Origin of the sequence: Pseudoalteromonas undina (genome assembly GCF_000238275.3) — a bacterium.
Lineage (GTDB): Bacteria > Pseudomonadota > Gammaproteobacteria > Enterobacterales > Alteromonadaceae > Pseudoalteromonas > Pseudoalteromonas undina.
This window is the reverse complement of record NZ_AHCF03000002.1, coordinates 423296-437403: the sequence shown is the minus strand read 5'-3', so window position 1 is coordinate 437403 and position 14108 is coordinate 423296. Positions and strand designations below refer to the sequence as shown.

15 protein-coding genes are annotated in these 14108 nt (G+C 38.4%); 3 read left to right on the top strand and 12 right to left on the bottom strand.

Features of this window, described 5'->3' with window-relative positions; genetic code table 11:
- Nucleotides 1-151: 151 nt before the first annotated feature.
- From PUND_RS02670 to PUND_RS02630, 9 genes are all read right to left on the bottom strand, one after another.
- Nucleotides 152-898, bottom strand: coding sequence for a CPBP family glutamic-type intramembrane protease (locus PUND_RS02670; RefSeq protein WP_010390772.1), 747 nt, complete (start codon nucleotides 896-898; stop codon nucleotides 152-154).
- 167 nt (nucleotides 899-1065) lie between these two features.
- Nucleotides 1066-1278, bottom strand: coding sequence for a helix-turn-helix domain-containing protein (locus tag PUND_RS02665; RefSeq protein ID WP_010390771.1), 213 nt, complete (start codon nucleotides 1276-1278; stop codon nucleotides 1066-1068).
- The gene (locus PUND_RS02660) at nucleotides 1278-1835 is read right to left on the bottom strand and encodes a DUF2975 domain-containing protein (protein ID WP_036949813.1); all 558 of its coding nucleotides are present in this window, start codon (nucleotides 1833-1835) and stop codon (nucleotides 1278-1280) included. Before PUND_RS02660 ends, PUND_RS02665 begins: the two co-directional genes overlap by 1 nt.
- Nucleotide 1836: 1 nt before the next feature.
- A complete protein-coding gene (locus tag PUND_RS02655; RefSeq protein WP_010390767.1) occupies nucleotides 1837-2691 on the bottom strand; it encodes an alpha/beta hydrolase in 855 nt (284 codons plus the stop codon).
- Between the two features lie 666 nt (nucleotides 2692-3357).
- Nucleotides 3358-4128, bottom strand: a complete 771-nt coding sequence (gene thyX, locus PUND_RS02650; RefSeq protein WP_198501061.1) for an FAD-dependent thymidylate synthase — start codon at nucleotides 4126-4128, stop codon at nucleotides 3358-3360.
- Nucleotides 4109-5026 (bottom strand): dCTP deaminase domain-containing protein, encoded by a 918-nt coding sequence (locus tag PUND_RS02645; RefSeq protein WP_010390763.1) that lies wholly within the window; start codon nucleotides 5024-5026, stop codon nucleotides 4109-4111. Before PUND_RS02645 ends, thyX begins: the two co-directional genes overlap by 20 nt.
- Nucleotides 5027-5418: 392 nt before the next feature.
- The gene (locus tag PUND_RS02640; protein ID WP_010390760.1) at nucleotides 5419-5772 is read right to left on the bottom strand and encodes a hypothetical protein; all 354 of its coding nucleotides are present in this window, start codon (nucleotides 5770-5772) and stop codon (nucleotides 5419-5421) included.
- Nucleotides 5772-6260, bottom strand: coding sequence for a type VI secretion system amidase effector protein Tae4 (locus PUND_RS02635; RefSeq protein ID WP_010390758.1), 489 nt, complete (start codon nucleotides 6258-6260; stop codon nucleotides 5772-5774). The genes PUND_RS02640 and PUND_RS02635 overlap by 1 nt, the downstream gene beginning before the upstream one ends.
- A gap of 132 nt (nucleotides 6261-6392) precedes the next feature.
- Nucleotides 6393-6701 (bottom strand): hypothetical protein, encoded by a 309-nt coding sequence (locus PUND_RS02630; protein WP_010390756.1) that lies wholly within the window; start codon nucleotides 6699-6701, stop codon nucleotides 6393-6395.
- A gap of 286 nt (nucleotides 6702-6987) precedes the next feature.
- Between PUND_RS02630 and PUND_RS02625 the strand changes: the two genes are divergently transcribed.
- The 3 genes from PUND_RS02625 to PUND_RS02615 all read left to right on the top strand — a co-directional run bounded on the left by PUND_RS02625 (nucleotide 6988) and on the right by PUND_RS02615 (nucleotide 9316).
- Nucleotides 6988-7302: a hypothetical protein gene (locus PUND_RS02625; protein WP_010390752.1), complete on the top strand. Its 315-nt coding sequence runs from the start codon at nucleotides 6988-6990 to the stop codon at nucleotides 7300-7302.
- A gap of 3 nt (nucleotides 7303-7305) precedes the next feature.
- Nucleotides 7306-8727, top strand: coding sequence for an SNIPE associated domain-containing protein (locus PUND_RS02620; protein ID WP_010390751.1), 1422 nt, complete (start codon nucleotides 7306-7308; stop codon nucleotides 8725-8727).
- Between the two features lie 373 nt (nucleotides 8728-9100).
- Entirely contained in the window at nucleotides 9101-9316 is a 216-nt protein-coding gene (locus tag PUND_RS02615) for a hypothetical protein (protein ID WP_010390750.1), read from the top strand.
- A gap of 102 nt (nucleotides 9317-9418) precedes the next feature.
- Here the strand turns inward: PUND_RS02615 and gcvP are convergent, their stop codons facing one another.
- From gcvP to gcvT, 3 genes are all read right to left on the bottom strand, one after another.
- On the bottom strand, nucleotides 9419-12310 hold the full coding sequence (gene gcvP / locus PUND_RS02610; RefSeq protein WP_010390749.1) for an aminomethyl-transferring glycine dehydrogenase: 2892 nt from the start codon (nucleotides 12308-12310) through the stop codon (nucleotides 9419-9421).
- A 152-nt stretch (nucleotides 12311-12462) separates the two neighbouring features.
- A complete protein-coding gene (gcvH, locus tag PUND_RS02605) occupies nucleotides 12463-12852 on the bottom strand; it encodes a glycine cleavage system protein GcvH (protein ID WP_008112430.1) in 390 nt (129 codons plus the stop codon).
- A 76-nt stretch (nucleotides 12853-12928) separates the two neighbouring features.
- Nucleotides 12929-14011 carry a glycine cleavage system aminomethyltransferase GcvT gene (gcvT, locus tag PUND_RS02600; RefSeq protein ID WP_010390746.1) on the bottom strand — a complete coding sequence of 361 codons (1083 nt, stop codon included), beginning with the start codon at nucleotides 14009-14011 and terminating at the stop codon, nucleotides 12929-12931.
- Nucleotides 14012-14108 lie beyond the last annotated feature (97 nt).

Sequence of the window (14108 nt, the reverse complement as noted above, 5' to 3'; positions counted from 1 at the left end):
GTACAAACCACTAAAAGCATAGGTAATAAAAGGAGCTCAAATTGCAGGCATGAATGACTTGTGGTCACCTGCAAACGAGCCCTTTTGACTGCTGCCGGTGAAGAGGTAAAAACTTACACAAGATTTTACCCCTCTTAAATTAAACTTTTAATTAGATTAGCTGCCCAACAAAGTTAACACTATTATGGGCTAAAATAGGAAACACCAAACTCCCTGTGCGCTCTCTTAGCCAAAGTAAAATAAAGCCGTAGCCGCCTGTTAATAAAATAGCGGGGAAAGAAAAGTGCCACTCTCCACCATTAAACATAACCCCATGAACTAGTCCAAATAACACCACTAAGAGCAACCCTGCAATGTTAATTGACGCACCACCTAAATTATAGCGTTCTGATATGATTGCCAAAGATATACAAAATAAAAGAATCCCTCTAAACATTGGCTCTTCATCAAAGCCAGGCATTGTTGCCTGATAAAGTAAGGTTTCTAAATCATAATTAGGTTCACCACTCCAAAAAAGTGATACAACTATCTGTAAAATGATAAACAAGCACATAACTGTAAAAGCGGGTTTTATAGAGTTTTCATTTTGCCTAAAAGTAAAACCAGCATCCGCAATACGAAAGTTAGCTTTAAATTTAACTAAAGCCAATAGTACGACTAACCAAAGGATTATTGCCGCTACTTTTCCAGACCAATTCCACGACATATCAGGAAAAAGCATATCCAAGGGAATAACCTTTCCACCTTTAAACAAAGCAAAAAAGTAGCAAACTAAAATACCTAACGAAATCAAAGACCACATTAGATTTAAATCAACTTTTTTAAGTGCTTTTAATATCAAAACTAAAACTAATATAACGCCGACATTTGCAAATAAACCTATAAATAGATCTTCCATGAATACCTCTTTTATTAAAGGCTATTTCTAGCACTTATTTTATTATTGTTTTAAGTAGTAACTAATACTAATCCTAAATTAGGTACTGTTAAACAATTAGTTATAGAAGAGGAGAGTGAAACGGGGTCAAACCCTAAAGGGAGCATTTTTACTAGTCAGTATGCGACTTAGTCAATATCAACTTCAAAGCGTAAAATATCACCAGGTTGGCAATCTAAGTATTTGCAAATAGCGTCGAGCGTTGTAAATCGTACAGCCTTTGCACGGCCCGATTTTAATACAGATAAATTTTGTGGGGTAATCCCAATTGCTTCGGCAAGCTCTGCCGACTTCATTTTACGCTTTGCGAGCATCACATCTAAATCAATTATTATTGCCATTAAATTACTAACTCTTGCTCTTGTTGCAGCTGTTGCGCCTGTTTCATTATCCATGCAATAACATAAATAATAAGACCAACTATAAAGCCTATGATATCGGTGTCTTGAATCACTACAGCTCGTTTAAGCTCACTACCTGAGAACATATTGAGCAGTGTTACCAACAACGCGGGATAAAAAGCCACAAATATAAATTGCAGTAATAATAAGCCACCAAGCCATTTAAAGCATTGAATATTCTTTAAGTTAAAAAACAATCCTTTACGGTAAAGCATAAACAAGCGAATTAAAATCAGATTTACAATAATGTATGGCAACATTTGCGGTAACGCTAACCACGTCATTGCATTAAAACTGTTTGCCGTTAATGTGCTTGCAGTACTTTTCCAAGAACCGGTAACTTCAAGCCCTATCCACAAGTGAGTACCGTTAGCTTGAGTAAAGTTTAAAACATCACTGCCATTAAGTAACAATACAACGGCGGTAATTAATAAAGTAGTTAGGGTCAAAAAAAGTAACGCTAATATTACGTTACTCATCATTACTATTCTTTTCATTTTAAGATTTCTTTGCTTTTAACTGCATTACTAATCGCTGATAATGTAGCTGTAACTTATCACCAGTCAATGCATTACCATGGTGCTTACCCTTTACAATATATAATTGCTTTTGCTTTGAAAGTGCATGTTGGTATAAAGTTTCAGCTAAAGCAGGAGGTGTTTGAGTATCATCTTCTCCGGTAATTATTAAAAGCGGAGCAGTAAATGATTCCACTACCTTTAAATTATCAACCCTAGCTAGCTCATCACTAAAATTAACCTCTACAAATGGCTTTACAAACCAAGGCATACGTTGCGATGTCATTTGCTTTACATTAGTAATACTTCCTTCAAGTACTAGCGCATCCGCGGGCCGCTCACTTGCAACATACCCTGCAATCATGCTGCCTAAAGAGTGTCCATGTAAAATAGTCGGAGTGCTTTTTAAATCTGTACGGGTTGCAACATAATCATAAACTGACAATGCATCACGCTTTAAGTTTTCAATTGTCGGCGTGCCCTCACTATTACCGTAACCTCGATGATCAACCATTAAGATATTTACATTCATTGGCAATATTTGTTGTGCAGGTTTACCTCCAGCAACGCTTACACGAAATTGATTACCACCAAAATAAATGACAGTTGCTTGCGCATCATCAACCTTTATCAAGGTGCCACTCAACGTCACATCGTCAAACCCATTTATAGTTATATCTTCTGTTGTAGCTGTTTGCTCAATTTTACGCAGCTTTGTAATCTGTACTTTTTGATCTGGGTTCAGAAAATTTGACTCTTCAATCGAAATTGTTGTGCATGCAGTTTGCAGCACAACTAACACTATAGTAGCAAGAGTAAGTAACTCGCGTTTCATTTTAAGTTCCTTCTATTAAAAAATCACTATGACACTCAAAAACTAAAAAAACAATTAAAATTATCGTAAAACGATAACTTATTATTGCTTTATAATATTTAAATGTATTTTCAGCATTCCTTTCTATTATAAGATCGGGCTAAATTACAACGATGTCTAACTCGGTATTGTGCCGCAATATAAGAAGAAGTTCGCGAATAAAGAGGGCACAGCAGCCCCGTTTTAGCTGTCGTCACCACAAAGACAAAAAATTGAGTAAGGTTTCTAATTTCTAAAGATACGAGACGCATTCACATTATCTGTAATAGTAATCTCAAACATCTATTAGGGCATGCGCCCGCGTGCCAGCAAGCTTTACGCCTACAATAAATAACACATACTCTTGGCTTTTGAACGAATAAGCATATTTGTGATTTGTTGGGTTTCGTTTAACTCTATCCAATCTACGCTTATACAATTAACATTAATCACCACACACAAAAAAGCCGCTGCATTGCTGCAACGGCTTTTATAGTTTTGATGGTTACATACAATTAAGTTTGTGAATAGTTGCCCTTAACATTCAATCAGTTACGAAACCGATTCCGACAATTAAAATTGTGAATAGCTTTCAACTTTGATTCTTAAACTCAATTAACAAATACAATTTAAAATGTAAACATTACTTTATCTCTTCACTAACTTAAAACTACCATCTAACATTTCTACTTTCTTAAAATCATAAAACAGTGAAGGTGCATCGCAACAAACCATTTCGAACAGCTTGCAAGCTACCTGTCTCATTTCCCAATCACCTTCTAAGCAACCTCTAACCTCAAAAAAATGTCTCAACGCACGAGCATTGACTGTAATAATAATTTTACTTTCAGTTGCATTAGGTAGTGCAGATCTAGCAGCCGTTCTTAACTCCCTCAGTGATTCTTTATCTGTTAATTGACTTTTCTCAACAGTATTAATAATTTTTCTATATGTGGATAAGCTTCGATATATATCATCAGCCCATTCAGTAAATAACTCTTTATTTTTTTTGATCGATGGAGGCACTACAAATAGAGCATCAGACTCATCATGATATTGTTGAGAGAGCTGGCTATATGCAAATCCTACGCGATGTCGAACGAGTTGATGAGTGAAACCTCTAGATACTCCTGACAGTAAAACTGTCCAATTTACATGCTCTAAGACACTTTCATGTCCTTGAGAAATAAGGTTCGCTATGTAAGATTTATTGTCTCTTGGTGACTGCCTATTTTTTCCAAATGACAGATAGCACACTCTACCTGATACTTCTACAATCTCCTCAGCCTCTGTTCCACCACTTCTAACCCAATCTAATCCCTGACTTTCAAGAAAACTGATTAAAGCAGTATCATCAAAACTTGGTCGACTAATGACAACAGCGTTAAAGTCCGCACATTTAATTTTCAATTTTTTCAACTCCTTTCTTTTGGCTAATTTCTGGAGTTAACTCTTTATCTAGAATATTAAATAATTTTTTCACATCAGATGAAAGATTTTGGATTTGAGAATCCTTTTCATCAATTCTTAATCTGAGGTTCTCCAGTTGGTTATTTTTGTCTGCTAAATCAGTTTTTAGTGCCGCAATTTCTATCTGCTGCTGATTATTGATATGTTTTAATGGTTTAACATGCTCCAGCTTGAAAGCATCAATAGCTTTATTTGTAAATATTTGCTCACTAAGTAGCGGAACTAAAGTAAAAAACAAAGCGACAATGCTAATGACCACACCTCCCCACAATAACGCTTTATTTCTAATAACTGAGTTAAGCAAATCAGGCATTCTAGTATCCAAATTAGCGAAGTCTTTGCTCAAAGTTAAAACTTGCTCCTTACTAACACCTCCACCTGAAATATTACTTTCACCAACATCCCCATTAATGTAATACAATAGCAAAGTAGCTACCTTGCTACCCTTTTTCAATCTCACTGGGGACTTCCCCATGTTAACCAAATAAACACTAATATACCCAGAAAACAAAGGATCAATATGACCGGGGTTAGTCATTATTACTCCTGACTTAGACATTGAGTTTGGAGGAAAAATAATTCCACCTATCGTTGAAGGTAAGTCGAACCTTTCAGCTACTTGAATAACAATTGTTTGACCGGGTTCTAAATCAATCAAATCTAAACCTGCATTGCCAATATCTATATTTGAATTAGATATTGTTTTGTCCGCTGTATAAATCGACTTGATAGTTAAATCTACTGAGGACGCCTGCGTTCGATTTTTGATATCCTCTGTTGAGCTTCCATCAACGCTCAAAATATTTTCTTCATCAATAAGTTTTATAATTTCGCTGCGTCCTAACACATTTTCTCCAAGTTAAATATAGACTTAATGGCTGTAGTATTATGCTCCAATCTTAACAAGATTCAATCTACAATTTCTTCCATATATCAAATCTATTTGAGATATGTTTATAGAAAAACACCAAAACCAGAACCAAATGGGGTCATAGACCAAATGAAGACCAAATGGGGTCACCCATTAGATTTTCCTTTTTAGGTTTTGGGGCATGCTAAATTGAGTTTAAAAAATAGGGAGGCTTGGCTTTTTGAATAAAAATATTAAGAAATCAAAGTGCCCTGTTTGACCAGTAGTTTCTAATGGGTGACCCATTTCGTTTTTTAGTTCTTCATGGAGATCATTCTAAAGATTAAGACCTGACCTCCATATTAAAAAAGGAAAATTTATAAAGTTAATTAAGATTCACCTATGGTTTTAAGCTCTTTTATGAAGCTTGCATCATCTTTTAATAAAAAGCATTTTGCCAGTTGAATATCAACTTCATGCTTGGTTTTCAATTGAGGCGAGTAATTTTTAACCAGCAACGCAACCTGTTGAAACTTATTAGCCGAATAGCCACTCATTTCAACAATTCCACCCGTTATTTTACTAATATCATTAGTAGGAATGTTATTATCTTTGAAGTACCAAAAAAAGCAATTTGCACTAGCAAAATCCATCAGTGGTTCTTTACTTCTCTCTGGCATAGATGAGCATGAAAAGCTCAAGGTTAATAATAAAAAAACCCCTATTACCTTAAACTTCGACATCACGGTGCTTCCCAAAATAAAACGTTATTTGACTGGCTACCGTAACCTTTATAAACGCATTTACTTCCATCCCATAAATCTGCATGTCCAGTAGCGTCAGACCAACCATTTACTTCATAAATAATAATACCTTTACGACCGTTTAGCTCTTTTTCATGTATTGCTGGTTTATACATATCTGGATTACCGTACTTCTCTGTTAAATACATAATCAGTATTTTTACTCGAAAAATATACCAGTTTTTATTTTTTCCAGAAGAAACCTGCCCTTCAAATTTTCCATTGGGACCGATAGCTTTGTAGTAAGGAATCTTATGAGTAGAGTCTGCACTATTTAAAGCGAGAGAGATTCGTGTTGCGCATGCGTTATTAAAAACACCAATATCATGATTTAATTCCACTTTACCACCTATTTTTTTAAAAACAGCTGGCGCAGGCAGTGCAGGATAGTTTTTCTGTAGAGTATTCCATGTAGGTAGATTTATCATAGTTAATTCCTTTTAATTTAGTCTATGTTGTACCTAAATTATATTTTACGAGCTCAAAAAGCAAGCTAAAATACATAACTTTAGAATTGAGCTAATGTAAATCTAATGGGTAAGTAATCTGGATTTAAATAATCAAAAACTAATATCAGCTACAATAAACATCACAGTATGCATGATGGCACTGACTATATAAGCCCCTATAAAAAATGCAGCAAATGCTGAAACGGCTCCACCTCCTGTATATCCGGCTTTAGCTTTTTCTACCATTAAAACATAGATGCTCAGCCCTATACTCACTTTAAACCACAGCCAGTAATCGTTACTAAATAACGGTATTGCTGCAAAAGCAACGATCGGTACTAGTATTTTACCTTCTTCGTTTTTGTGTAAAAAATAAAAAGCCATAACAGCAATATATAAAAATGGCGTTACATCACTCATATAAACAACTTCCTTGTAAATATAAAATTAAAATAAATAAATTTTAACTATTGTACTTATTAATCAGTACTAAGCACTTAAAAAAATTGAGGTAAAAATAAAACACTTGGTTTTTGAATAAAAAGATCAAGAAAACACAGCTGCCTGCTTGAGCAGAACTGTCTAATGGATGAACTCTTTGGTTTACAAATGTAATTGAGTTTATAGATAGCCTGTGTGATATTAAAGCGTACAAAGGTTTAATAATGTAGCTATTGAAAAACTTGATGATTTAAGGAGGTATGAGTTGGCCAGACGAGGAAGTGGTTTTAAAACAGCTGTAAGAGTTGTTAAAGCGATAGACCGAGCCAATAAACAAGCTATTCGAGAAAGTGAGCGAAGGGAAAAAGCTCGCCAGCGCACAGAAGCTCAAGCTATTAGAGCACATGATAAGTTAGTACGTGAAGCCCAACGTGAACAGCAAAAGCAATCAAGGTTGCGAAAGTCGGCAGAAAAGCAAGCTTTTAAAAGTGCGTTGGAAGATGCTAGCGAGGAGTATAAAGAACGTTGTGATGAAAGAGCAACCTTAAGAAAGCAATTCATACAAGAGGTTTTAAAGTAATATATGGATAATAATTTACTGATACTGGCAGGCATATCATTAATCACTATTTTTGTAACTTATCTACTGACAAAACAATCTGTAAATAAAAAAGTTGGGCAATATAAGTCTATTGATGAAGCGCTAACAAAGAGCAAAAAAGCGCAAGAAGCATTAAAAGAAGCAATTGCTGCAGCTGAGAAAGAGCTTTGTAGAATTAATGCGGAAACGGCTAATTTACAAGCTTTAAAAGGACAAGATGACTCCCTAAAAACAAGTATTCAAGAGCAACAAGCATCCTTTCAAAAAGCTCAAAACTCTTTAAATGAACTTATTGAAAGCATTGATCAAAACGAAGACAAGTTAAACGAATTGATGAGCAGTATTGATTTATATTCTCGTCTTGATGAGTATACAACTCATGGCCATTTCGAAATGCCAGAATACTTATATGAAACATCAAACCGTTATGTATCAGAAATAAAGGATATCAGGCAACAGCAAAAAGAAATGATCAAAGAAAAAACAGCTATTACTTTTCCTGAATCAACTATCATTTCTAATGACAACGCTTTCAATAAGAAAATACTCAATGGTCAGGTTAAATTAATGCTTACAGCATTTAATGTTGAATGTGACATGTTGATTGCTAAAGTATCACCAAGTTCATTTGATCGAACACTCGAACGAATTGAAAAGTTAGCTAACAACCTTGAAAAATCAGCAGCAACCTTAGAATGCGGTTTTGATATTGACTACATCGAATTAAAGTTCGAAGAGTGTAAACTTCAATATCAATATATCTTAAAGAAACAAGAAGAAATTATTGAACAGAAGCTAATTAAGGAACAGATCCGGGAAGAGCAACGAGCCATCAAAGAATTCGAAAAGGCAATTGCTGAAGCTGAAAAAGAAGAAAAGATGTATCGTAATCTTCTTGATAAAGCTCGTGGCGAACTTTCCAAGGCCACAGATCAAGAGCGTATTGAAATGGAGCAAAAAATTGCCATCTTAGAGCAACAATTAGCAGAAGCCGAAACGAAAGAAGAACGAGCAAAAAGCATGGCTGAGCAAACTCGTAAAGGTCATGTCTATGTAATTAGTAATATTGGTTCATTTGGTGAAGATGTATATAAAATTGGTCTAACTCGTAGATTAGAGCCTATGGACAGGGTTAAAGAACTTGGAGATGCAAGTGTTCCGTTCTCATTTGATGTTCACGCTATGATTTTTACCGACGATGCGCCCGCGCTAGAGTCTGCACTACATCGTGAGTTTCATCGGCAACGTGTCAATGCCGTTAACACTCGCAAAGAGTTTTTCAATGTTGATCTCGTAGAAATCCAAGAAGCAGTTAATAAAATTTCAGGAATAGAGGCCGAGTTTAAAATGACAGCCTTGGCGGAGGATTATCATGAAAGTCTTCGTCTAACTGCTACGGCATAAATTAAAGAAATTTATAATTAAAATTAAAAGCCAACTTTCATAGTTGGCTTTCCTGTTTTACTTGACATAGAACTTATAGTACAAGAATTTATAAAAATAGTACTTTTATAAGTTAAAATTCGTGGGTAATTTATTCCACCTGCAAAGTCCAAACACCAATCTCACGTTTAACAACTCACGCCCTGAAAATAAGCAATTGATGAGTAATTCATTTCATGGATGAAATGAAAGCCGTGACTTCGCCATGGATGGCGATTACACGGCGCTTACGTTCACATCAATTGTGTTTTGAAGGATTAAGCGTGATGCTCGGGTGGCGCTGGGAGGTGACGAATAACCGAAGCGCAGCTTCGCAGTATGAGGAAGTGAAGGCATGGATGCCGACAGTAACCCAGCTTCAGGGATGAATTGCTTGCAGCAGAATCAATTTGAAAATCGATTCTTCTTTGGCTGCCGTCGCCAGCGCGATAAAACCTTGAATAAGGTTTCTAATTCCTCAATGAGCCAAAAGCAAGCAAAGTATGCGCCTTCAACAATTAAACACCTTTTGGGCTGTCGCCCAACACGCCAGCAAGCTCTGCGTCTGTAATGTTTAAACACACAAAAAAGCCGTTGCATTGCTGCAACGGCTTTTATAATTTTGATAAATCCCACTCTACAGTGGAACTTACTACCAATTAAAGTTCAAAAATTAGTCGCGGTATGTCTCAATCGGAGGACATGCACATACTAAATTACGGTCGCCGTATACGTCATCGATACGTGTAACCGTTGGCCAGAACTTATCTTTAGCAACCGCTGGTACTGGGAAGGCAGCGTAAAAACGGTCATACGCGCGGTCCCATTCATTACCTAACACATCAGCTTGTGTGTGCGGTGCAAATACCAGTGGATTATTTTCGATAGACCATTCACCTGAAATGATTTTATCAATTTCACCTTTAATCGATACCATCGCTTCGATAAAGCGGTCAATCTCGCCCTTAGACTCAGATTCTGTTGGCTCAATCATTAATGTGCCCGCTACTGGGAACGACATCGTTGGTGAGTGAAAACCGTAATCTTGTAAGCGCTTAGCAACGTCCATTTCAGTAATGCCTGAGGCTTCTTTTAATGGGCGAAGGTCAATAATACATTCGTGGGCAACGCGATTGTTACGGCCACGGTATAAAATTGGGAAGTGCTTGCTAAGCTCATTGCTTAGGTAGTTAGCATTTACAATCGCCATTTCTGTCGCTTGTTTTAAGCCATCAGAGCCCATCATGGCAATGTAAGCCCATGAAATAGGTAAAATAGCTGCAGAGCCGTAAGGCGCTGCCGATACTGCACCATTTCCTTCATTAGTACCTGGTACGTTAATTACGCTGTGGTTTGGCATAAATGGCGCAAGGTGCGATTTAACACCAATTGGGCCAACACCTGGGCCACCGCCGCCGTGTGGAATACAGAAGGTTTTGTGTAAGTTTAAGTGCGATACGTCTGAGCCAATAAAGCCTGGGCTAGTAACACCTACTTGCGCGTTCATGTTTGCGCCATCCATGTAAACTTGGCCACCATGCTGGTGAACAATTTCACATAACTCACGAATCGTTTCTTCGTATACACCGTGGGTAGATGGGTACGTTACCATGGCACATGATAGGTTTTCAGAGACTTCTTCAGCTTTCGCTTTTAAGTCTTCCATATCGATGTTGCCGTTTTTATCACAGTTAACAACCACAATTTTCATGCTGGCCATTTGTGCCGATGCTGGGTTAGTACCGTGCGCAGAACTTGGGATTAAACATACGTTACGGTGCGCATCCCCTCGTGACTCGTGGTATTTACGAATGGCGATTAAGCCTGCGTATTCACCTTGTGCACCTGAATTTGGTTGCAATGAAACCGCGTCGTAACCGGTAATGTTAACTAGCCAATCGTGTAGTTCGTTAATCATTACTTGATAACCTTCTGCTTGGTCTAGCGGGCAGAATGGGTGAAGGTTAGCAAATTCAGGCCATGTAACTGGGATCATTTCAGCGGTCGCGTTTAGTTTCATGGTACATGAACCTAACGAGATCATAGAATGATTAAGCGCTAAATCTTTGTTTTCAAGGCGCTTAATATAGCGAAGCATGTCTGTTTCGCTGTGGTAGCTGTTAAAGTTTGGATGCGTTAGAATTTCATCATCACGCACTAGGCTTGCAGGAATAGAGTCGCTGCCATTTGCTTCAACATCAGCAGCAATCGCATCTACGCTTAGGCCATGGCCTTCGCCTAAAATAATATCAAATAACTCAGCAACGTCTGCACGGGTTGTGGTTTCAGATACTGAAATTGAATACTCGCCTGCATGGTTAGTAGCAAAGTTAACACCTTTAGCTACAGCACGCGCAATCACGTCGGCTTTGTTTTCATCAACCACTGTTAATGTGTCAAACCAAGTAGTGTGCTTAAGTGCCACACCTTTTGCTTTTAAGCCAGTTGCTAAAATATCAGCAAAACGGTGAATGCGTTGTGCAATGGTTTTTAAGCCTTGCGGGCCATGGTATACCGCGTAAAACGCAGCCATGTTCGCTAGCAATACTTGCGCAGTACAAATGTTTGAGTTGGCTTTGTCGCGGCGAATGTGTTGCTCGCGGGTTTGCATTGCCATACGTAATGCATCGTTACCTAAACGGTCTTTTGATACACCAATAATACGACCTGGTAATGAACGTTTGTACGCATCACGTGTTGCAAAAAATGCTGCATGAGGACCGCCGTAACCCATAGGTACGCCAAAACGCTGTGCTGAACCCAGTACTACGTCGGCGCCTAATTTACCTGGTGCTTTTAATAGTAATAAGCTCATGATGTCGGCTGCTACACAGGCAATCGCTTTTTTGCTTTGTACGCCAGCTATTAGGTCTGTTATGTCAACAATTTCGCCTGATGTTGACGGGTATTGGAATAACGCACCAAAAATATCGTGGTTCACAGCATCGGCTGCTTTACCTACAATAATTTCAAAACCAAATTGCTCTGCACGGGTGCTCACTACGTCAATGGTTTGCGTGTGTACGTCGTCGGCAATAAAGAACGCATTGGCTTTTTTAGCTTTAGATACACGTTTTGCAAGGCCCATAGCCTCGGCTGCAGCGGTTGATTCGTCAAGCAGTGAGGCACTTGCTAAATCTAGGCCGGTAATATCTAGGGTCATAGTCTGGAAATTTAATAGTGACTCTAAACGCCCTTGTGCAATCTCTGGCTGATACGGTGTGTACGCTGTATACCAACCCGGGTTTTCAAGTACGTTACGTAAAATTACGTGCGGTACGTGAGTTGGGTGGTAGCCTTGGCCAATATACGATTTGAAAACTTTATTTTTGCTTGCTACTGATTTTAAGTAGCTTAGTGTTTCAACTTCGGTGCGGCTTTCGCCGATATTAAGACCTTGCTCAAGACGAATACCAGCAGGTACAGTTTGACCGATCAGCTCTTCAACGCTCGATACTTCAAGAGCGCTAAGCATGTCGTTTACTTGCGCTGGGCTTGGCCCAATATGGCGGCGAATAAAATCTTGCTTTTGCTCTAATTGTTCAAGAGATTTGGCGTTTGACATGTGTCCAGATTCCTATGATCCAAATACTAATGGGTAACTAGTATTGATTAAAATATGTGATGATTTAGCAGCCTACTTTGTATGGAAAAATAAGCGCTTTAATCATAAAAGCCCCAATGTTTTAACATAGAGGGGCTTTTATTAATTAACGATTAGTCTTCGTCAATTGTATGCGCGTAACCTTCAGCGTCTAATAAGTTATCTAACTCAGACTCTTCTGACGCTTTAATACGGAATAACCAACCGTCGCCGTATGCGTCGTTGTTTACTGTTTCAGGCGCATCTTCTAGCTCTTCGTTAATGGCAACAATTTCACCACTGATTGGCGCGTAAATGTCTGATGCCGCTTTTACTGACTCTGCTACTGCACAGTCTTCGCCAGCATCTACTTCGTCGCCTACTTCTGGTAATTCAACAAATACCATGTCGCCAAGCAGTTCTTGTGCATGCTCAGAAATACCAACAGTGTAAGTGCCGTCGCCTTCGTTACGAACCCACTCGTGTGAAGGTGCGTATTTTAACTCGCTAGGGATATTGCTCATTTTTTTCATCCTTTGGTTTAGATTGGGAGAATACCAATGAATAAGGCTAACTTATTTATTGGTATAACCAAATTATTTAGATTATTGATTTACCGTTACGTACAAAGCCCGACTTAACTACTTTTACGTTAACTAATTTTTTACGCATTTCTACTTGAGCTGTGTCGCCGGTTGAACGTGGTACACGTGCTAATGCAACACTATAGCCCAATGTTGGTGAGAATGTGCCAGATGTAATAACACCTTCGCCACCATCAACAATTACTTTAGAACCACTGCGTAGTACGCCTTTTTCCTCAAGAATAAGACCTACTTGCTTGTGAGTACTTTTTTCTGCACGTTGTTTTACCAAAACATCACGACCAATAAAGTCACGATCTTCTGGCTCCCATGCAATAGTCCATGCCATGTTAGCTGCCAGTGGTGATACGCTTTCGTCCATATCTAGGCCGTAAAGGTTCATACCTGCTTCTAAACGCAGTGTGTCGCGCGCACCTAAGCCCGCAGGCGCCACACCGGCATCAAGCAATTGCTGCCATAAATCGGCGGCTTGCTCGTTTGGTACTACAATTTCGTAACCGTCTTCGCCAGTATAACCTGTTGTAGCAATAAATAAATCACCGGCTTGAACACCAAAAAATGGCTTCATGCCTTCTACTGCAGCTTGCTGGTCTGCGTTTAATACCTGGGCTGTTTTAGCGCGTGCATTAGGGCCTTGAACTGCAATCATGGCGTATTCTGGGCGCTCAGTAACCGTTACAGCAAAATTGCTCGATACCTTAGCTAAATGTGCTAAATCTTTTTCACGGGTCGCTGAGTTAACCACTAAGCGATAAAATGTTTCGCTAAAGTAGTAAATAATTAAGTCGTCGATTACGCCGCCTTGCTCGTTAAGCATGCCAGTGTAAAGCGCTTTACCTGGTACGGTTAACTTAGCAACATCATTAGCCACTAGCTTGCGTAAAAACGCTTGTGCTTGCTCACCTTGAATATCAACAATGGTCATGTGTGATACGTCGAACATACCAGCATCGTTACGTACGGCGTTGTGTTCTTCTATTTGTGAGCCGTAGTTAATTGGCATTTCCCAGCCATGAAAATCAACCATTTTTGCGCCGGCTTCAAGGTGCTTTGCATGTAATACTGTTTTAGAAGTCATAATATTCCTTCACTTTTAAATTAACCCATGTGTGTGGGCGTGGCCTCAATTAAATGAGGGGGAATAACATGGTAGCCATTAATAAGCCTACCAAATT

Bases quoted from the DNA above. Each gene is read 5' to 3' on its own strand.
- PUND_RS02670 (WP_010390772.1), bottom strand. From the start codon at position 898: ATGGAAGATCTATTTATAGGTTTATTTGCAAATGTCGGCGTTATATTA.
- PUND_RS02665 (WP_010390771.1), bottom strand. From the start codon at position 1,278: ATGGCAATAATAATTGATTTAGATGTGATGCTCGCAAAGCGTAAAATG.
- PUND_RS02660 (WP_036949813.1), bottom strand. From the start codon at position 1,835: ATGAAAAGAATAGTAATGATGAGTAACGTAATATTAGCGTTACTTTTT.
- PUND_RS02655 (WP_010390767.1), bottom strand. From the start codon at position 2,691: ATGAAACGCGAGTTACTTACTCTTGCTACTATAGTGTTAGTTGTGCTG.
- PUND_RS02640 (WP_010390760.1), bottom strand. From the start codon at position 5,772: ATGTCGAAGTTTAAGGTAATAGGGGTTTTTTTATTATTAACCTTGAGC.
- PUND_RS02635 (WP_010390758.1), bottom strand. From the start codon at position 6,260: ATGATAAATCTACCTACATGGAATACTCTACAGAAAAACTATCCTGCA.
- PUND_RS02630 (WP_010390756.1), bottom strand. From the start codon at position 6,701: ATGAGTGATGTAACGCCATTTTTATATATTGCTGTTATGGCTTTTTAT.
- PUND_RS02620 (WP_010390751.1), top strand. From the start codon at position 7,306: ATGGATAATAATTTACTGATACTGGCAGGCATATCATTAATCACTATT.
- PUND_RS02615 (WP_010390750.1), top strand. From the start codon at position 9,101: ATGGATGCCGACAGTAACCCAGCTTCAGGGATGAATTGCTTGCAGCAG.
- gcvP (WP_010390749.1), bottom strand. From the start codon at position 12,310: ATGTCAAACGCCAAATCTCTTGAACAATTAGAGCAAAAGCAAGATTTT.
- gcvH (WP_008112430.1), bottom strand. From the start codon at position 12,852: ATGAGCAATATCCCTAGCGAGTTAAAATACGCACCTTCACACGAGTGG.
- gcvT (WP_010390746.1), bottom strand. From the start codon at position 14,011: ATGACTTCTAAAACAGTATTACATGCAAAGCACCTTGAAGCCGGCGCA.